General features: G+C 61.2%; 17 protein-coding genes. 3 read left to right on the forward strand and 14 right to left on the reverse strand.

The features are described from left to right. The 6 genes from RCO31_RS29900 to RCO31_RS29925 form a co-directional block, all read right to left on the reverse strand. On the reverse strand, nucleotides 1-350 hold a 350-nt coding region (locus tag RCO31_RS29900; protein WP_308972039.1), incomplete at its 3' end, for a 3-keto-5-aminohexanoate cleavage protein. A 150-nt stretch (nucleotides 351-500) separates the two neighbouring features. Next, nucleotides 501-1,508, reverse strand: a complete 1,008-nt coding sequence (locus RCO31_RS29905; protein ID WP_308971978.1) for a branched-chain amino acid ABC transporter permease — start codon at nucleotides 1,506-1,508, stop codon at nucleotides 501-503. After that, entirely contained in the window at nucleotides 1,508-2,383 is an 876-nt protein-coding gene (locus RCO31_RS29910) for a branched-chain amino acid ABC transporter permease (protein WP_308971979.1), read from the reverse strand. The genes RCO31_RS29905 and RCO31_RS29910 overlap by 1 nt, the downstream gene beginning before the upstream one ends. Before the next feature lie 9 nt (nucleotides 2,384-2,392). Continuing rightward, entirely contained in the window at nucleotides 2,393-3,106 is a 714-nt protein-coding gene (locus RCO31_RS29915; RefSeq protein ID WP_308971980.1) for an ABC transporter ATP-binding protein, read from the reverse strand. Then, on the reverse strand, nucleotides 3,099-3,860 hold the full coding sequence (locus tag RCO31_RS29920; protein WP_308971981.1) for an ABC transporter ATP-binding protein: 762 nt from the start codon (nucleotides 3,858-3,860) through the stop codon (nucleotides 3,099-3,101). The genes RCO31_RS29915 and RCO31_RS29920 overlap by 8 nt, the downstream gene beginning before the upstream one ends. Before the next feature lie 52 nt (nucleotides 3,861-3,912). Then, nucleotides 3,913-5,130 (reverse strand): ABC transporter substrate-binding protein, encoded by a 1,218-nt coding sequence (locus tag RCO31_RS29925; RefSeq protein WP_308971982.1) that lies wholly within the window; start codon nucleotides 5,128-5,130, stop codon nucleotides 3,913-3,915. 279 nt (nucleotides 5,131-5,409) lie between these two features. Between RCO31_RS29925 and RCO31_RS29930 the strand changes: the two genes are divergently transcribed. Further along, nucleotides 5,410-6,459 (forward strand): alcohol dehydrogenase, encoded by a 1,050-nt coding sequence (locus tag RCO31_RS29930; protein WP_308972040.1) that lies wholly within the window; start codon nucleotides 5,410-5,412, stop codon nucleotides 6,457-6,459. A gap of 855 nt (nucleotides 6,460-7,314) precedes the next feature. On the opposite strand, the gene RCO31_RS29935 is transcribed toward RCO31_RS29930, so the two are convergent. From RCO31_RS29935 to RCO31_RS29945, 3 genes are read right to left on the reverse strand one after another with little or no spacing between them, the layout of a single operon-like run. Next, nucleotides 7,315-8,988 carry a flavin-containing monooxygenase gene (locus tag RCO31_RS29935; protein WP_374991552.1) on the reverse strand — a complete coding sequence of 558 codons (1,674 nt, stop codon included), beginning with the start codon at nucleotides 8,986-8,988 and terminating at the stop codon, nucleotides 7,315-7,317. A gap of 54 nt (nucleotides 8,989-9,042) precedes the next feature. Continuing rightward, on the reverse strand, nucleotides 9,043-10,068 hold the full coding sequence (locus RCO31_RS29940; RefSeq protein ID WP_308971983.1) for a tripartite tricarboxylate transporter substrate binding protein: 1,026 nt from the start codon (nucleotides 10,066-10,068) through the stop codon (nucleotides 9,043-9,045). Nucleotides 10,069-10,093: 25 nt separating this feature from the next. Further along, nucleotides 10,094-10,864 (reverse strand): enoyl-CoA hydratase-related protein, encoded by a 771-nt coding sequence (locus RCO31_RS29945; protein ID WP_308971984.1) that lies wholly within the window; start codon nucleotides 10,862-10,864, stop codon nucleotides 10,094-10,096. 227 nt (nucleotides 10,865-11,091) lie between these two features. On the opposite strand from RCO31_RS29945, the gene RCO31_RS29950 reads away from it, so the two are divergent. Next, nucleotides 11,092-12,117 (forward strand): NADP-dependent oxidoreductase, encoded by a 1,026-nt coding sequence (locus tag RCO31_RS29950; RefSeq protein WP_308971985.1) that lies wholly within the window; start codon nucleotides 11,092-11,094, stop codon nucleotides 12,115-12,117. A 53-nt stretch (nucleotides 12,118-12,170) separates the two neighbouring features. Here RCO31_RS29950 and RCO31_RS29955 read toward each other — a convergent pair whose 3' ends face one another. Beyond that, on the reverse strand, nucleotides 12,171-13,124 hold the full coding sequence (locus RCO31_RS29955) for a tripartite tricarboxylate transporter substrate binding protein (protein WP_308971986.1): 954 nt from the start codon (nucleotides 13,122-13,124) through the stop codon (nucleotides 12,171-12,173). 195 nt (nucleotides 13,125-13,319) lie between these two features. Between RCO31_RS29955 and RCO31_RS29960 the strand changes: the two genes are divergently transcribed. After that, nucleotides 13,320-14,066, forward strand: coding sequence for an FCD domain-containing protein (locus RCO31_RS29960; protein WP_308971987.1), 747 nt, complete (start codon nucleotides 13,320-13,322; stop codon nucleotides 14,064-14,066). A 142-nt stretch (nucleotides 14,067-14,208) separates the two neighbouring features. Here the strand turns inward: RCO31_RS29960 and RCO31_RS29965 are convergent, their stop codons facing one another. From RCO31_RS29965 to RCO31_RS29980, 4 genes are all read right to left on the reverse strand, one after another. Next, nucleotides 14,209-15,009, reverse strand: coding sequence for an amidohydrolase family protein (locus RCO31_RS29965; RefSeq protein ID WP_308971988.1), 801 nt, complete (start codon nucleotides 15,007-15,009; stop codon nucleotides 14,209-14,211). 35 nt (nucleotides 15,010-15,044) lie between these two features. Continuing rightward, nucleotides 15,045-16,142 carry an Ldh family oxidoreductase gene (locus RCO31_RS29970; protein ID WP_308971989.1) on the reverse strand — a complete coding sequence of 366 codons (1,098 nt, stop codon included), beginning with the start codon at nucleotides 16,140-16,142 and terminating at the stop codon, nucleotides 15,045-15,047. A gap of 129 nt (nucleotides 16,143-16,271) precedes the next feature. Continuing rightward, nucleotides 16,272-17,114, reverse strand: coding sequence for an ABC transporter permease (locus RCO31_RS29975; RefSeq protein ID WP_308971990.1), 843 nt, complete (start codon nucleotides 17,112-17,114; stop codon nucleotides 16,272-16,274). Next, the gene (locus RCO31_RS29980; protein ID WP_308971991.1) at nucleotides 17,101-17,859 is read right to left on the reverse strand and encodes an ABC transporter ATP-binding protein; all 759 of its coding nucleotides are present in this window, start codon (nucleotides 17,857-17,859) and stop codon (nucleotides 17,101-17,103) included. Before RCO31_RS29980 ends, RCO31_RS29975 begins: the two co-directional genes overlap by 14 nt. Nucleotides 17,860-18,105: the final 246 nt, after the last annotated feature.

Genomic DNA, 18,105 nt, shown 5'->3' on the forward strand with positions numbered 1-18,105 from the left:
TAGGGACGTTCCCAGTCATGCTTGAATTCTTTGAACTTGCTGGCGGCCGGGAACAGCCCGAAGTTCAGCGAACCCATGTTCATCGAGGCAAGCTCTGGCTTCAACGCCTTAGCCGCAGCGAGCCGGTCGTCGAGGCTCATGCCGAGCCCGCCGCCGGTCGTGATGTTCACCACTGCATCGCAGTTTTGCTTGATGTCCGGCAGGAACCTCCTGAACGCCGCGGGATCCTGCGTCGGCGCGCCGTCCTCTTCCTTGCGCGCGTGCAAATGTAGGATCGCGGCGCCTGCCCGCGCGGCATCGATCGCCTGTTCGGCGATCTGGGCGGCTGACACCGGCAATGCTTCCGACATGGTCGGGGTGTGGATCGAGCCGGTGACGGCGCAGCTGATGATGACTTTGTCGATGCGTTTCACTTGAACGGACCGTTGCCTTTGCTGTTGCGCACTTACTGAGCTCGCCTTCTAGATTTGTCAAATGGTTTGACCAAATATGTGCATTGTCTAGGCGGCATTGCGGGGCGCGACGGCGTCCTGCCGGCCGGTCTTTTCCGAGCGCGGCGGCGAAACGGCGCGCAATCGGAAATTGCGGTAGATCCGCTCGGCCTCGCCCGCGATGCCGCGCCGGAAGATCAGCACGGTGAAGAAAAAGACCAGGCCCTGGATGGTGACCACCCATTCGGCGAAACCGGTCAGATAGTTTTGCATCGTGATGATCACCGCCGCGCCCAGAATTGGCCCGACCACCGTGCCGATGCCGCCCATCAGGGTCATGAGCACCACCTCGCCGGACGTCGTCCACGAAACGTCCACCAGCGTCGCGAGCTGAAGCACGATAGCCTTCAGGGCTCCGGCAAGCCCGGAGACGAACGCCGAGATGGTGAAGGCGATCAGCTTGAAGCGATTGACGTCATATCCGAGCGAGATCGCGCGTGGCTCGTTGTCGCGGATGCCCTTGAGCACCTGGCCGAAGGGCGAATGAATGGTCCGGTAGATCAGGAATATCCCGCTGGCCACGATCGCGAACACCACGTAATAGAGCGAGACGTCGTCGCTGAGGTCGAGAAGGCCGAACAAGTGGCCGCGCGGAATGGCGGTAAGTCCGTTCTCACCGCCGGTGAACGGCGCCTGCACGCAGAAAAAGAAGAACATCTGCGCCAGCGCCAGCGTGATCATAGCGAAGTATATGCCCTGGCGCCCGATCGCCAGAAGCCCTGTGATGACGCCGAGCACGGCAGCCGCAGTAGCGCCGGCGAGTATGCTCACTTCAGCAGGCCAGCCAGCGACCTTGAGCAGGTAGCCCGTGACATAGGCCGCACCACCGAAGAACATGGCATGGCCAAAGGCGAGCAGACCGACATAGCCGATCAACAGATTAAAGGCGCTCGCAAACAAAGCGAAGCACATCACCTTCATCAGGAAGACCGGATAGACAAGCAGCGGTCCAACGAGGCCGAACGCAAGCAAGGCGAGAAATATGGCGGCAGCGGGATTGAGCGAAATGCGTGGCATCAATGCACCTCCCGTCCGGCAAGACCTGCGGGCCTGAGCAAGAGGACCAGAGCCATGACCACGAAGATCACCGTTGATGACGCCGTCGGATAGACGAGCTTGGTCAATCCCTCGAGCAGGCCGAGTCCGAAGCCGGCGACCACCGAGCCCATCAAAGACCCCATCCCGCCGATCACCACGACCGCAAAGACGATGATGAGAAGATTGGCGCCCATGCCGGGATTGACCTGGTAGATCGGCGCAGCAAGCACGCCCGCGAAGGCGGCAAGCGCCGCGCCTGCGCCATAGGTGACGGTGACCATCAACGGAACGTTGATGCCGAACGTACGCACCAGATCCGGTCGTTCGGTGGCTGCGCGCAGATACGAGCCGAGCTTGGTCTTCTCGATCACCAGCCAGGTGGCGACGCAAAGCACGATCGAGACCGCGACGACCCAGGCGCGATAGTAGGGCATGAACATGAAGCCGAGATTGATCCCGCCCGGCAGCGGATTCTCGTACGGAAATCCGGAGGAGCCGAACAACGCGCGCAGAGTGCCCTCGATGATCAACGCGAGGCTGAAGGTCAGCAGAAGCTGGTAGATGTTGTCGACGTCGTACAGGCGCCGCAGAAACAAGCGCTCGAACGCAGATCCGAGCAGCCCGACAATCAGCGGCGACAGAATCAGCGCACCCCAATAGGGCACGCCCGCGAACTTGAGGAGCAGGTAGGCGCAGAATGCACCCAACGCGTACTGGGCCCCGTGTGCGAAATTGACCACGTGCAGCAGGCCGAAGATCACCGCCAGGCCGAGACTCAACAGGGCATAGAAGGCGCCGTTAATGGCGCCGAGCAGCAGCTGACCGAATAGAGCAGGTGCGGGAAGATCAAGCATCGCCGGGCCTCAAACGCTCAAATAGGCCCGAAGCCGATCGGGTTGCGATCGTGCCTCGTCGGCGCTGAAATGCTCTACGACGCGCCCGTTCTCGACAACATAGATCCGGTCGGCGAGCTGCGAGGCAAACTCGAAGTTCTGTTCGACGAGCAGAATCGTGAAACCACGTTGTCTCAGGATCCGGACGATGTCGCCGATCTGATCGACGATCACGGGCGCGAGCCCCTCGGTCGGCTCGTCCAGCAGCAAGAGCTTTGCACCTGTGCGCAGGATGCGCGCGATAGCAAGGATTTGCTGCTCACCGCCTGAGAGTTTTGTGCCCTGGCTGGAGCGGCGCTCGTAGAGTCTCGGAAAGAGCTGATAGATGTCGTCGGCCGAATAGCCGCTCTGGTGCAAGACCGGCGGCAGGAGCAGATTCTCCTCAACCGAGAGGCTCGCGAAAATGCCACGCTCCTCGGGACAGTAAGCGGCACCCAGTCGCGCAATCTTCTCCGGCGCAAGGCGGATCGTCTCGGCACCGCCGATCGCGATCGATCCCGTCCGATCGCGCATTAGCCCGGCGATCGCCTTCAGCGTGGTGGTTTTGCCGGCACCGTTGCGTCCGACAAGGGTCACAAGCTCGCCGGAGTGAACGTCGAGCGTCACGCCATGCAATGCCCGCGAGGGACCGTAGTTGGCGCAAACGTCGCGGAGCGACAGCAAAGGCAGCACTGTCTCAGGCATTGGCGGCGGCCTTTCGCCCGAGATAGGCGGCCATGACGTCGCTGTTTGCCGACACCTCCGCATAGGTGCCTTCGGCAAGCACCTTGCCGCGAGCCAGGACCGTGATGCGGTCGGACAATGACGCTACGACCTGCAGGTTATGCTCGACCATGAGGACCGTGCAGGTCCTGGCGATGCTGCGTATGAGATCAGAGATAGGCGCAATATCCTCGTGCCCCATGCCGGACGTCGGTTCGTCGAGAAGCAGCAGTTCGGGGCCCAGGGCCAGGGTTGTGACGATCTCGAGCGCACGCTTGCGCCCATAGGAGAGCTCACCTGCGGTGAGATTCGCCAGCTTGTCCAGATTGACCATCGCCAGCAGCTCGTGGGCGCGGCCGTCAAACTGGCGCAGCGATGTTTCGCTGCGCCAGAAGCGATACGGCCGACCGCTGGCGCGCAACAATGCAAGCCGCACGTTTTCCAATAGCGTCAGGTTGGCGAAGGTCGCCGAAATCTGAAAGCTGCGGACCATTCCAAGACGCGCGACGGTGGCCGGGGCGAGTCTCGTGATGTCATGGCCGTTGAAGGCAAGCCGGCCGCTCGTCGGCACGAGAAACTTTGTGACCAGATTGAAGCACGTGGTCTTTCCGGCTCCATTGGGTCCGATCAACGCATGAATCGTTCCCCTCTCGACCGACAGATAAACGTCGTCGACAGCACGGAAGCCGGCGAACTCCTTTGTCAAACCTGAGGCTTGCAGGATCGGATCGGGCATGGTCTGTCGTGCGCTTCCATCAAGACGTCGGCGCCCAGCGCCGACATTGCATCTACTTGACGAGGGGACAGGCGGAGGGATCCGCCGGTCCGAAAGCTTCATTCGCGGGAATGGTGCCGACAATCTTGTAGAGATCCCACTCGCCCTTCGATTCGTCCGGCTTCTTGACCTGCAGGACCTTCAGTTCGCGCAGAACGCGGCCATCAACACGAATCGTGCCGTCCTTGGTCATGAAGTCGTTGATCGGCGTTTCCTTCATCTTCGCAAGGATTGCCGTCGTGTCTTCCGAACCGACTGCCTTCACCGCATTGAGATAATGCATCACAGCCCCATAGGCACTCGCCTGCACCTCGTTGGGGTACTTCTTGAACCGCTCGAAGTAGCGCTTGGCGAAGGCGCGCGTCTGGTCGTTTTCGTCCCAATAGAATGGATTGCTCGAGACGATTCCCTGGGCCGTCTTCAAGCCCATCGCCTTGACGTCGTGCAGTGTCAGGCTGAGCGGCGCGATGGTTTGATTGGCGCGAATGCCGAAATCGTCCGACTGTTTGACAATGTTGGCGATGTGTACAGTGGTTGTCGCAAGTCCGATCACCTGCGCGCCGGAACTCTGGGCCTTCAACAGATCGGAGGAGAAGTCGGTCGTCTCGAACGGATGACGCGCGGAGCCGATCACGCTGCCGCCGCCGGCCTTGACCATCGCCGTAGCATCGCGTTCGGAATTGACACCGAACGCATAATCGACGGTCAGAAAGTACCAGCTCTTGCCACCCCTCTCCTGTGCGCCGCGCACGGCGCCGTTGGCTTGGCTGTAGTTGTCATAAGTCCAGTGGATGCCGTTGGGGCTGCAGTTCTTGCCGGTCAGATCGGCGCTGGAGGTGGACAGGAAGATGACGGCGCGATTCTTCTCTCTTGCGAGCTGCTGCACACCCAGCGCGACGCTGGTGATGCCGACGTCAAAGATCGCGTGCACACCTTCATCATAGAACTTGCGCGCGAGACTGATACCGATGTCGGGCTTGTTGAGATGGTCACCCGTCACGAGCTCGATCGGACGGCCCAAAACCTTGCCGCCGAAGTCCTCGACGGCCATGCGCATGCTCGTGGTCGTGCCTGGACCGGACAGGTCGACGACCATGCCGGAGAGATCGCTCAAGTGACCGATCTTGAAGGGCTTTGCATCCTGCGCGCGGACGCTGACTGACGTGCCGGTGCCCGACAGCAGCGCCAGCGCCAGCGCGGCAGCCGTCGTACCCAAGTGCCTTCCTGACATCGTTCCCTCTCCGCCTTGTTCTTCGTTCCCAGATCCCAAGCGCTGCCGCCTGGCTCGGGGAGGCCGATTTCCAGGACTTAAACACCAGTCTGCTATTTGGTCAAACCAATTGACAATATAGTTGCAGTTGTATTGTCCTTGCGCGCGGCTGCGGCATTAGATCGCCGCCTCGCAGCATCTCGAAGCCCGGACTGGCTGCATCGGCGCGGATCGCAGCCATTCGGACGTGAGATACTGCAGGACAAGAACCAACCGGAGACGCCCATGAGCAAGGTAAACATGCGTTGCTATCAACTCACGGCCTTCGGCCAGCCTCTCGCGAAGCACGATCAGCCCGCGCCTGAGCCGGTGGGCACAGAGGTGATCGTCAAAGTCCGTGGCGCCGGCGTGTGTCACAGTGACGTTCACATCTGGGAAGGCCACTATGACCTCGGCGGCGGCAAGAAGCTGTCCTTCGCCGAGCGAATAAAATTCCCCCTGACACCGGGTCACGAGACTGCCGGCGAGGTTTTCCGGATCGGACCAGACGCGAAGGACGTCAAGCTTGGCGCGAAGGTGCTCGCCTGCTCCTGGATCGGCTGCGGCGACTGCGAGCAATGCCTGGCAGGCGACGAACACCTATGTGCGAAACCGCGTTTCCTAGGCGTCAACTGCAACGGCGGCTACGCGGATCTGGTCACCGTGCCTCACCCACGCTATCTCGTCGACATCGGCGACCTGGATCCGGTGGCGGCAGCGCCCCTGGTCTGTTCGGGCCTTACCACTTACAGCGCTCTGAAAAAGTTCGGCGCCGCCCTGCAACAGTCACCGGTGGTGATCTTCGGCGCCGGCGGACTTGGCCTGATGTCCCTCGGCGTCCTCCAGATGATGAAGGGCCACGGGGCGGTCGTCGTCGAGATCGATCAGCGCAAGCGCGAAGAGGCACTCAAGGCGGGCGCGATCGCTGCGATCGACCCGCGCGCACCGAATGCGGCGCAAATGATCCGCGACGCCACCGGTCGACCCGTGCGGCTTATCCTCGATCTCGTCGGCAGCGGTGAAACCGCTTCGCTCGGCATCGACCTGCTCGAGAAAGGCGGCAAGCTGATCATCGTCGGCCTGATCGGAGGCGAAACGATGTTGTCGGTGCCGATGGTGCCCATGAAATCGATAACCATCCAGGGCAGCTACGTCGGAAGCCCGACCGAGCTCCGCGAACTTGTGGAGATGGTGAAGGTCAGCGGCCTGCCTGCAATGCCGCTCGATCGCCGTCCCCTCGCAGCCGCGTCGAGCGCTCTCGACGATCTGCGCCAAGGCAAGGTCGTCGGCCGCGTCGTGCTCGTCCCCTGACGCCATCATGCGTTGCGCAGATTGCATCGGCTGCGATCGCGCTTCGCCGTCTGGATTGCGAGGCGGCGCCTCCCTTCTTGTCGTTGCCGGGCCAAACGCTCGGCAACGACAAGCGCATTCAATTGTCAAACAGCACCGGCTTCGCCCTGCGGGCTACGCCGGGCGCGGGACACGACTTATCGCCCCCTGTTCGTGTCCGGCCTGGGGCTTGCCGGTCGTCTGGCGCTCTCCTTCGCCTGAAGAGGGCGTGCGGAACGCTTGGGCGTTGAGCTGCACCCGCAGCCCCACGTGCAGTGAAAGAAAGCACGTGAGTGGTGGTCACCACGGACGCAGGCCCTAGCGCCGGCGTTCCGCACGCGATGGTTCTTGAACGGCTTGCTACATGCTCCCGGGACTCACCGCTTTCGCCGGCTTCGCCCAGTTCGTGCGAACTGTCGCCCGGGCATGCACTTGGGCCGTCCGTCCGTGTTACCGGCGTCAACTGCCTTTAGGCATCACACGGATTTCTCCGGCGCTTTCCATAGCCGTTCGAAGAACGGCGTCGCTTCGCTCGCCTATGGCCCGGTATCGTAACGGCCACCGCATCCCGCTCCGCATCGATAGACGATCGCGACGCGCCCCTCCATCGGAGCGGGACAGAGGTATGGTACTGCGGATAGGAATGAAGGCAAGAGCAATTTCGGAAAAAAAGAATTTCCTGTGAAGATCCTGTGCGTATCGCTCCGGGTGAATGGCGAATATTGTGCAGTCCCCCGTCATTGCGAGGGCGCGGCCCGAAGCAATCCAGCGCTGGGGTCGCAGCAGGCTCAGCGCTGGATTGCTTCGCTTCGCTCGCGATGACGGCGGGGGCGGCGCTCAGCCCTTCTTTACGGCTCTGCGCGACTGGGAGGTGCCTGCAATGGTCCGGAGCTCGAACCCCTCGTAGCCCCTGTTCGCGACCTCCCGGCATTTCAGCCGATACATATTGACGCCACCGATATAGGGCATGAAGACCCGTGGCTTGCCGGGGACGTTCGCGCCCATGTACCAGGAGTTGGCCTCCGGATAGAGCGTCTTGGACGCAACCTCGTTGACATGCGCGACCCAATCGCTCTCGGACCGTTCGGTCGCCTCAATACTCTCCACGCCGCGCTGGCTCAGCTGGACGAGACAGTCGGCGATCCAGTCGACATGCTGCTCGATCGACACGACCATGTTCGACAGCACCGACGGGCTGCCGGGCCCGGTGACAAAAAACAGGTTGGGAAACCCCGCGACCATCAGCCCGAGATAGGTCTTCGGACCCTCGGCCCATTTCTGTTTCAGTGTCATCCCCTCGCGGCCGCGAATGTCGACCTTGGCGAACGAACCCGTCATGGCGTCAAAACCGGTGGCGAAGACGATGGCGTCGAATTCGTATTCCTTGCCACCGGTGATCAGGCCTCGGGGCGTGATCCGCTCGATCGGTGCATTGCGAATATCGACCAGCGTGACGTTGTCGCGGTTGAAGGTCTCGTAATAGTTCGTGTCCACACAGATGCGCTTGGTTCCGATTGGATAGGTCGTCGGTTGCAGCAGCTTGGCGACGTCGGGATCCTTGACGATCTCGCGGATCTTGGACCGGACGAACTCGGCCGCGGTATCATTAGACGCCTTGTTGATGGCGAGGTCGTTGTACGACGCGGTGAAGATCGTCCCGCCAATCGCCCACCTCGCCTCGTAGTGCTTCGAGCGATCCGCTTCCGTATCCTCCAGCGCACTCTTGGTCGGAAAGTCGAACACAAGGCCATTGCGGCTTTCCTCCCGCGCCCGTCGGCGCAGCTCGGAATAGTTCACCTTCCAGTCTTTAGCCTTCTCATCGCTGAGCGAGTGGTTGTGCGCCGGGATGCTGAAATTCGGTGTCCGCTGGAACACTGTGAGATGCCTGGCCTCCCCGGCAATGATCGGAATTGCCTGGATCGCCGAAGATCCCGTACCGATCACGCCGACCCTTAATCCGCTGAAGTCGACACCGTCATGTGGCCACTGGCCGGTGTGGTAGGTCTTGCCTTCAAAGCTCGACAGGCCAATGAGGTCAGGCGTCCGCGCGTTGGAGAGCGAACCGGTCGCCATAACAACGAAACCTGCCGTGATATCCTGCCCACTGTCGAGCGTAACGGTCCAGCGGTTGCACTCCTCGTCGAAACTCATCGAGACGACGCTCGTCTCGAACTGGATGTCAGGACGCAGATTGAACCGATCGGCAACGTGGCGCGCGTACGCCAGAATCTCGGGCTGGGCGGCATAGCGTTCGGTCCATTTCCACTCCTGCTGCAGCTCTTCGGAGAAGGAATAGGAATACTGCATGCTCTCCACGTCGCAGCGCGCACCGGGATAGCGGTTCCAGTACCACGTGCCGCCGACGTCCGTCCCTCGCTCAAAGACCCGCACCTTCAGGCCGAGCGATCGCAGGCGGTGCAGCATGTACATGCCTGCGAACCCCGCCCCGACGATGACAACGTCATGATTTGCCTGGAGCACTTGCTCAGCATTCTCATTCCTCATCGACATGTCGTCTCCTCATTGTGATATCTGAGCGGGTCCGTCAGCTGGTGCAACCGGCGCTCAATTCACCGTAATGTTCGCGGCCCGAATGAGCTCACCCCACTTGCGGGTCTCACTTGCGACAAACTCATTGATGGTCTCCGGCGGCGGCGCGTCCGGGACTTCTGCTCCCAGGTCAAGAAAGCGCTTCTTCATCTCCGGCGTTTGCACCACCGCCCTCATATCGGTAGCCAGTTGATTGATGATGTGCTTCGGCGTTCCACGCGGCGCCAGCACCAGGCTCCAAGTGTACGCCTCGTAGCCGGTGAGACCGGCCTCGGACATCGTCGGCACATCGGGAAGCAGGGCCGAACGCTTGCTCGTCGTGACCGCGAGCCCCTTCAGCCGTTGGGAGGCGATCAGTTGGGCCGCGGTCGAAACTTGATCAAAAATGAAGGCGACCTGCCCGCTCAGAACGTCATTCATCGCGGGCGCTGCTCCGCGGTAAGGAATGTTGACCACGTCGACATCCGCCATCGCGCAGAACAGAACGGCGGCCATGTGAAGGATGGATCCGTTGCCGGAGGTCGCGTAGTTGTACTTCTTTGGATTAGCTTTCAGCAGCGAAATCAGTTCCTGAATGCTGTTTGCCGGAACCGATGGATGTATCGCGAGGACGAGCGGAGCCGCCGCAACGATTGCGACCGGCACGAGGTCGTCCTGGGCGAAGGGCAGTGTCTTGTAGAGCGCCGGATTGATCGCATAGGCGGGCGACGTGTAGAGCAGCGTATAGCCATCCGGCGCGGCCTTTGCCACAGCATCAGTCCCGATCGATGAGCCCGCTCCCGGCCGGTTATCCACGAACACCGGCGCCCCCCATCGCTCGCTCAAGCCCTGCGCGACCGTCCGTGCGAGCACGTCCGTTCCGCCACCGGCCGCGAAAGGCACGACAACGCGGACTGGTTGACTTGGATACTTTTGCGCATGGGCCGGATGGGCCAAGAACATCAACGCCACCATGATGCCGGCCGCTAGCCAGCCGCATGTCGCGAAGCCGAATGTGTCGGCTCGAGGTGGTTCAAGAGGCTTCGAGGTTCTGCCACCCATATTTCGCTCTCCCTGCTCTGGCGGACTATTCGCCAGTGAATCGCGGACGCCGCTTGCTCTGGAAGGCCTCGATCCCTTCGCTGTGGTCTTTGGTCACCAGGTTAATGCCTTGCGCCCAGGCTTCCGCGTCGAGGAAAGTTTCCAGGCTTGGAACATGCATCAGCTTGAACATCTTCTTCGTCGTGCCGAATGAGAAGTGAGGTCCGTTGATCAGCTCGCCGACAAGCTTCTCGGTCTCGGATTCGAGCTCAGCATCGTTGACAAGGCGCGTGATGAGACCAAGGCCGAGCGCTTCTTCTGCGCCGAGTTTGCGGGCGCGGTAAACCAACTCCTTCGCCCGCAACTCGCCAATGACCTTCGACAGAAAATAGACGGCACCGCCGTCCGGTGACAGCCCGACATTGCGGAAGACTTGCGAGAACGTCGCGGTGTCCGAGGCGACGATCATGTCGCACGCCAGCGCCATGCTCCAACCGATGCCAGCGACCGCACCGCGAACGCTCGCAATCACCGGCTTCTCGATATTGGCCAATTCGATGATCATGCGATGTGCGCGTTTCAACCGCTCGCGTCCCGAGACAGGCGTGAAGCGGCCCATCGTCGATACGTCGCCGCTCGCGCAAAAACTCTTACCGACAGCGGACAACACGACCACCTTGATCGCCGGATCGCGATTGAGCTGGCCAAACATCTCGGCCATACGCTCTTTCATGTCCTCCGACAGCGCATTCAGCCTTTCCGGACGGTTGAGGCGGACCCTGCCAACACCATCTTGTCTGGAGAGCTCGACCGTCACGCAAATCCTCCCAGTGTCGCGATTTCAGCGCCCTCGAAAGTTGGGCGTTGCTTGTTCGGTAAGAGGGTGACCGGCTTCGATACGAGCCGCTCGTTCCCCGACCGTGCAACAAAGTTGGACCTAACGGAGCGCTTATGTCAAATGGTTTGACCATTTTTTGAAAAGACGTGACTATGGACACCGAAGCTGCATGAGGTGCGAGTAATGATCCCGAAACGGAGTTCTCAATGACCAATCGCCAATGGGTACTGGCGTCTCACCCTAAGGCTGCCGCCGACGAAAGCACCTGGAGGCTGACGCAAGCGCCGCGCCCGAAGCCCGGTCCGGGGCAAATCCTGATCCGCACACAGTGGCTGTCGGTGGATCCCTACATGCGCGGCCGCATCAGCCCGTCGGCGAACTATACCAAGGGCGTGCAGATCGGTGAGGTCATGCAAGGCGGCGGTGTCGGCGAGGTCGTGGAGACCAACCACCCAGCCTGGAAGGTCGGCGACATCGCCGAGTCGATGGATGTCGGCTGGCAGGAATGGTCGGTCCTCACCCCGGACTTGCCGGGCGCATCGCGCGTCAACAAGGTCGACACCGCCGTGGCGCCGGCACAGGCCTCGCTCTCGTGGCTCGGCATGACCGGACTGACCGCCTATGTCGGCCTGCTCGATATCGGCCGTCCGCGTCCAGGCGACACCGTCGTGGTTTCCGCTGCATCAGGCGCCGTCGGCCAGATCGTCGGCCAGATCGCCAAGCTCGCCGGCTGTCGCGTGGTCGGCATCGCAGGCTCCGACGATAAGCTCGCATGGTGCCGCAACATCGGCTTCGATGCGACGATCAACTACAAGACGGAGGGCGACATGGCGGCTGCAGTCGCCGCGCAATGCCCTTCCGGCGTGAACGTCTTCTTCGACAACACCGGTGGATCGATCCACGACGCAGTATTGAAGAATCTCGCCGTCGCCGCCCGCGTGGTGATCTGCGGGCGTATCGCGCTCGCCAACAATTTCGACCAGGAAGATACCGGCCTGCGCGCGAGCTCCCGGCTGATCGTCACCCGCGCGACGATCCAGGGACTCGTGGTGTTCGACTGGTGGCATCGCCGCGAGGAGGCGCTGGCAAGGCTCGCCGCTTGGCATCGCAGCGGCGCGATCCAAATCAGGGAGGACGTCGTGGAAGGCTTCGAACGCATCCCGCACGCCTTCATTCGCATGATGGCCGGCCAGAACTTCGGCAAGCAGTTGGTCCGCCTGGAGGGCGGATGACATTAGATCAATCTCCGCCTCATGTCCGCGCACAACTGTTCGAAGAACGGCGGCTACTTCTTTTCCATCTTCGCCACGTCGACGATCTCCGCCCAGCGCTTGGTATCGGCTTCGGCGAAGGCTGCGAGTTGCTCCGGTGTCGAGGGAAATGGCGCCGCACCGATGGTGCCGAGGTAGCTGATTGTCGCAGGATTGTCGACGAAGGTCGTGACAAGCTGATTCAGCTTCGCCACGATGTCTTTCGGCGTCCTGGCATGAACAAACACGCCGACCCAGGCGGCAAACTCATAGCCCGGCAACCCGCTCTCGGCGATTGTCGGCACGTCCGGCAGGGACGCCAGCCTCTTCGACGCGGTCACCGCGATCGCTCGCAACGCACGATCGCGAACCAGCCCCATGCCGGTAGAAGTATCCGCGAAAACCAGTTCGACCTGGCCGCCGACCACATCGGTGATCGCTTGCGGCATACCGCGATAGGGCACGTGCTGCATTGGAATGGCCGCGCGCGACTTGAATAGCTCAGCGGCACCGCGGCTCGACGTATTGCCACTCGCAAACGCCAGGGGCTTCTCCCGGCTCTTGGCGACCGCGATGAACTCACTCACCGACTTGGCAGGGAAATCCGGCTTCACGGTCAGCATCATCGGGATCGTCATGATCCCAGCGACCGGTGCGAAATCCGATCTCGGATCGTAAGGCATCGAATTGAACAGGTTGACGTTGGCCGCGTGGGTTGAATTCGTCGTCACGAACACGGTGTAGCCGTCCGGCTCGGCGCGCAACACCGACAGCGCGGCCAGGTTGCCGTCGGCGCCCGGCTTGTTTTCGACGATCACCGTTGCACCGGTCGCATCCTTCAAGCTGTCGGCCAGCCGTCGGGCTACGCCATCGGTTGCACTGCCTGCGGGAAACGGCACGACCAGCGTGACCTGACGTGATGGATATGGCTGCGCCGTAGCGGTCAGACCAAACCCAAGGCAGACGGTCACGATCACCAAAGAAGTCATCAAAACGGACCGCATCATCGCTCGCGTCAACTCCCCTTCAGACCGATGCACTTGCTTTCCCCCAGAGGCTTTTCCACCTGCCATTGCGCCGCAGCATCAAGTCCATTATTCAAATCATGGCACAACTAACGATTTGCTCCTACCATTTAACATTGCCTTCGAACATTGGAAAGCGACTTGGCAAGGAACCGGCCGATGCGAAAACCTAGCACCAAGAAAGACCTGCGCCTGACCCGCGTCTCGGTCCCCAAGTCCTATGATGTGCTCGCCGCCAAACTGCGCGAAACTATTCTCGGCGGCGGTATCCGGGAAGGCGAAAGCCTGCCGACAGAACGCGAGCTGGTCAGCCAGACCGGGTTGAGCCGGGGCTCGGTGCGGGAAGCCCTGCGCATGCTGGCGGTGGAAGGGCTGGTGCGACCCCGTCATGGCCGCCTTGGCGGAAACATCGTCACCTTGCCGGGCAAGGAATCGATGGCGCACTTCATCAATCAGTTCGTCATCGGCCGCAAGCTGTCGATCAGAACTCTGCAAGAGACGCGCGAAACGATCGAGCCAACGCTCGCGCGCCTCGCCGCGGAGCGGCGCAAGCTGGACGACGTCGCAAGGCTGAGGGCGCTCAACACCGACCTGGCGGCCGCCGTCTCCGATCGCGCCCAGTTCGCCGCCGTCAATATCGAATGGCACAATGCGGTCGCCGCGGCCAGCCGCAATGATCTGCTCGCCGCCTTCCTGTTTTCCATGTCGTTCGGCGTTGCGATGTCGACCATGGCGGATGAATACGACACCATGGACGTTCGCAAGGCCGCGATCAATGTCCACGCCCGGATCGCGGATGCGATCGAAGCTCAGAACGCCGATCTCGCCTTCCGCCGCATGGAAAAGCACGTCCGCGCAACGCGCGCCGTTACCAGCGCGCGCGAAGACAGAGAGATCGACACCTAGGGCGACCGTCGCTGCCGATCATGCTTCGATCTGTGCTGGTCACACAGGCAGCAGTTCCAACCTTCTTCCGCTCGTCCGACCTGCCTCTATAGCTGCGCTTATGCCCGGCGCCGACAAGCAGATCGCCATAACGCCCGGCACATCAGACGAAATGATAGAGCCGCTCGGCATTGCGCATCATGACCGCGCGGTCTGCTGCACCCGGAACCCATTCACGAAAGCTGTCGATGGTTGATTGATAAGTCACCTTGTCGGAGAAATCCGTGAACGGCCAGTCGCTGCCCCACACGAGGTGCGAGGCGCCGCCGGCCTTCAAAAGGAGCGTCGCGAGCGGCAACGGGTCGCAGCCAATCCGGTATCCACCGGAGAGACGAACCCAGATCCGCTCGCTGTCAAGTGCGCGCAACAGGCATTGAAAGCCTTCGCATGCTTCTCCCTTGGCAGGATCGGGGCGGCCGAAGTGATCCACCACGATCTTCGCGGGCGATGCCGCGAGCCCCGGCAGCACCTGTGGAATCCGCTGTCCCTCGATATGCAGATGAACGTGCCAGTCGAGATCGGCCATGCGGCGCAAGAACATCCTGTAGTCGGGCGACGTGATGTCCGGCAGTTCGGCGCGACCGCGAAACGACAGCCGCACGCCGACGATCCCGTCCTTGTTCATTTCCCTTAAGATGTAGGGGTCGATCTGCGGGCCAAGGATCGCAGTCGCGCGGATTCGCTGACAACCGCGGATCGCGTTGATGGTGTAATCATTGTATGTGCCAAGGAAGCTCGGCGCCGCAATCACACCGTTGCGAACGCCGTGGCGATCGAGCGCGTCGAGATAGGCCGGCAACTCGAAATCGTCTTTTGGTATGTGCAACCCCCCGGCCGCAAGCGGCAGATCGCGCCGATAAATATGAGCGTGGGTGTCGACCAACAATTCGTCGGAGGCGGCCATTGCAGATGCTCTCTTGTACCCGGAGCTGCCAATGATCAGGCGTTGAACGGTGCGGGCGACAGGGATGGAAATGACACGCCAAACTTCTCCGCCTCGAGGCGGATGGCGTCAAGCTCGGCTTTCGGAAGCTCGATCCCGCTCGCGCGCCGCGCAGCTTCGAGCATTGCCTCAGGCTCGCCGGCAACGAGGATCTCCGAGAATCCATCCGCGAGTGCCGACGATTTGACCCGGCTCGTCAATATATCCATGCGAGCCTCATAATCCTGTTTGGACACGAACAGATCGGGCTTTATCGCCATGATGAAGTGGCCGACGTTCTGAGGTTTCGTGAATTCTTCAGTATGATTGGTGACATCGCCGGCGAAGGCCGACCCGGAAAATACGCCGCTGAAGATATCCATCATCATGGCAATCGCGGATCCTTTCGGACCTCCGACCGGCAGCACGACTCCCCCGTCGAGTATCTTGTTCGGATCGGTCGTTGTGCGCCCGTCCTTGTCGAGACCGAAGCCCTCAGGAACCTGTTCTCCGCGCTTCGCCGCGAGCCGGACCTTGCCGCGTGCAGCGACCGAGACCGCCATGTCGAGCACGAAGGGCGGAAGCTTGCCGCCCGGCGCACCGGCCGCGAACGGACTGGTCCCCAGTATGGCATCCTTGCCGCCCCAAGGCGGCATTGCCTTTGAGGCGTTGGTGAACACGAGAGACATATAGCCCTCCCGTACGGCCTGCAGGACGTAGCTTGCGGCCATTCCGAAGTGACTGCTGTTATAGACCGATGCAAGGCCGAGGCCATACATCTTCGCCATTGTGATCGCTTCGTCCATTGCGCGTGTGGCGACGACAAAGCCGAAGCCATCGTCGCCATTAACCGATGCCGCAACGAGCGATTTGTGCGTAATCGTGATGTCCGGCTTGGGATTGATCAGCTTCAGCCTGATGCGATTGAGATAATGAACCAGTCGCACGACGCCGTGGGTCTCGACGCCACGCAAATCTGCTTCGACCAGGCAGCCTGCGACAATGGCCGCATCTGAGGGCGACAGGCCGTGTCTTTGCAGCAGAGCCTGAGAAACTGCCTGTAGCTCGTCCGCCTTGACGAACAATTTTCGCGCATCCGAGCTCGCCTTGCCCATTACACTCACCTATGACGCCGATCGACTGCTCCATATAGATGCGAATGGCGGCTTCAGGCCAATAAGATGAGTACGGTGAAGCATAATCAGAAATAATGCCGACCTGTTTTTATCGCAGATGACGAACGTTCAGGACTGCAGCCCCCATCGACGCACCGTCCGAGCCTCGATCGTGCGAAAGACGAGATTGTCGATGACAAGTCCGATCAGCACCACCGCCAACAAACCGGAGAAGACCGCGGGCATGTCGAGCTGGTTCTTGCGCTGATAGATGAACCAGCCGATCCCGCCGCTGCCCGAGCTGACCCCAAACACCAATTCAGCAGCAAGCAGCGTTCGCCAGGCGAAGGCCCAAGCAATCCTCAGGCCCGACAGGATGCTGGGAAATGCTGCAGGAATCAAAATCCGCAGGGTGTAGCGCCAACCTTTCAGGCCATAGTTGCGCCCAACCATTCGCATGACCGGCGACACGCTTTCGAACCCGGCCTGCAGATTGAGCGCCAACGGCCAAAGCACTGAATGCACAAGGACAAACAACACGCTGTTGGTACCGAGCCCGAACCAGATCAACGCGAGCGGGAGCAGGGCAATGGCCGGCAACGGATTCAGCATTGCCGTGATCGTGGTCAGATAATCGCGCGCCAGCAGGCTATTCATCGCGATGCCCGTCAGCAGGATGGCGATGACAAAGCCGATTGCATAGCCCGTCAGCAGGATGCGGAGGGAGGTTCCGACCCGCGCCAGCAGCTCGCCCGACGCGATCTCCTGACTGAGCGACGTCAGTGTCTCGCCAAAGGTCGGGAACAGCAAGGAATTGTCGAGGTAGCGACCATAGGCTTCCCACGCGATCGCCAATGTCAACAGCACGAACAGGGTTCGCATCAGCCGCGACTGATAGAGACGCTCTACCGCGCCGAGCTTGCGCTCGACGATGTCGAAAGCGTCGGGCCGCGCATGCTCACGCTGAAGCATGATCCGCTTCCTCGGAGAGACTGTCATGGATACGGCGCTCGAGGACCGCAGGGTCCGGCCATTCGGCAGGCTTGAATTCGGCCTTGACGCGTCCGGGATGGGAGGTGAGCAGCAAAATCCGGCTGCCCACCCGCACAGCCTCGGCAATCGAATGGGTGACGAAGATGACGGTAAACTGCGTATCGTGCCAGAGCCTGATGAGCTCGTCCTGCATATGGCGACGCGTCAGGGCGTCGAGCGCCGCGAAGGGCTCGTCCATCAAAATGACCGCTGGCTCCATCACCATGCCGCGGGCGATTGCGACGCGCTGCTTCATGCCACCGGAGAGCATGTGCGGATAGCTGTCGGCGAAAGACGTCAGACCAACCTTGTCGATATAGACGTCGGCGCGCCGCCTCGCTTCGTCGGTCGCACAGCCGGTCTCGACCAACGGAAAGATCACATTCTGACGAACCGTCTTCCATGGCAGCAACTGATCGAACTCCTGAAACACCATCATCCGGTCAGGTCCCGGTTGGCGGACCGGCTTGCCGCCAAGCAAAATGCGGCCCTCGACCGGTGCAAGATAGCCGCCCACCGCCTTGAGCAGCGACGACTTGCCGCAACCGGACTGTCCAAGCAGCACGAGCCGATCGCCCGGCCTGACTTCGAATGAAACGCGGTAGGTTGCGGTGATGCGTGCCGTTCTGGTGCGGTATTGCAAAGTGACGTCGTCGACATCGATCAGCGGCGGTGCATCGTTCATAAGCGGTGCCCCGAGCACCTGATGGAGCTGGCCATTCGTCACTGCCGGCGACCTACATCCGTCCCCGGCTCGCATGCAGGCGCAGTCGCAGATGAGCAGCAAGGCAAATCGATGCATCTCATGGCAACGACTCCACAACAATCGCATCGCAAAGTCACCATAAGAAAATTGATACCGCACATCGATTAATTTATCCGATGAAATCTTGTCGCGCGGTGCCGTCAAAGCCTAATCTTGCTCCGCGCA

This window comes from Bradyrhizobium sp. LHD-71, from assembly GCF_031157255.1.
GTDB lineage: Bacteria > Pseudomonadota > Alphaproteobacteria > Rhizobiales > Xanthobacteraceae > P52-10.

What these genes read in the sequence shown, in the direction of transcription:
- RCO31_RS29955 (WP_308971986.1), bottom strand. Translation starts at nt 13,124, where the DNA reads ATGACTTCTTTGGTGATCGTGACCGTCTGCCTTGGGTTTGGTCTGACC.
- RCO31_RS29910 (WP_308971979.1), bottom strand. Translation starts at nt 2,383, where the DNA reads ATGCTTGATCTTCCCGCACCTGCTCTATTCGGTCAGCTGCTGCTCGGC.
- RCO31_RS29940 (WP_308971983.1), bottom strand. Translation starts at nt 10,068, where the DNA reads ATGGGTGGCAGAACCTCGAAGCCTCTTGAACCACCTCGAGCCGACACA.
- RCO31_RS29965 (WP_308971988.1), bottom strand. Translation starts at nt 15,009, where the DNA reads ATGGCCGCCTCCGACGAATTGTTGGTCGACACCCACGCTCATATTTAT.
- RCO31_RS29915 (WP_308971980.1), bottom strand. Translation starts at nt 3,106, where the DNA reads ATGCCTGAGACAGTGCTGCCTTTGCTGTCGCTCCGCGACGTTTGCGCC.
- RCO31_RS29970 (WP_308971989.1), bottom strand. Translation starts at nt 16,142, where the DNA reads ATGGGCAAGGCGAGCTCGGATGCGCGAAAATTGTTCGTCAAGGCGGAC.
- RCO31_RS29975 (WP_308971990.1), bottom strand. Translation starts at nt 17,114, where the DNA reads ATGCTTCAGCGTGAGCATGCGCGGCCCGACGCTTTCGACATCGTCGAG.
- RCO31_RS29935 (WP_374991552.1), bottom strand. Translation starts at nt 8,988, where the DNA reads ATGTCGATGAGGAATGAGAATGCTGAGCAAGTGCTCCAGGCAAATCAT.
- RCO31_RS29960 (WP_308971987.1), top strand. Translation starts at nt 13,320, where the DNA reads ATGCGAAAACCTAGCACCAAGAAAGACCTGCGCCTGACCCGCGTCTCG.
- RCO31_RS29980 (WP_308971991.1), bottom strand. Translation starts at nt 17,859, where the DNA reads ATGAACGATGCACCGCCGCTGATCGATGTCGACGACGTCACTTTGCAA.
- RCO31_RS29905 (WP_308971978.1), bottom strand. Translation starts at nt 1,508, where the DNA reads ATGCCACGCATTTCGCTCAATCCCGCTGCCGCCATATTTCTCGCCTTG.
- RCO31_RS29930 (WP_308972040.1), top strand. Translation starts at nt 5,410, where the DNA reads ATGCGTTGCTATCAACTCACGGCCTTCGGCCAGCCTCTCGCGAAGCAC.
- RCO31_RS29920 (WP_308971981.1), bottom strand. Translation starts at nt 3,860, where the DNA reads ATGCCCGATCCGATCCTGCAAGCCTCAGGTTTGACAAAGGAGTTCGCC.
- RCO31_RS29925 (WP_308971982.1), bottom strand. Translation starts at nt 5,130, where the DNA reads ATGTCAGGAAGGCACTTGGGTACGACGGCTGCCGCGCTGGCGCTGGCG.
- RCO31_RS29950 (WP_308971985.1), top strand. Translation starts at nt 11,092, where the DNA reads ATGACCAATCGCCAATGGGTACTGGCGTCTCACCCTAAGGCTGCCGCC.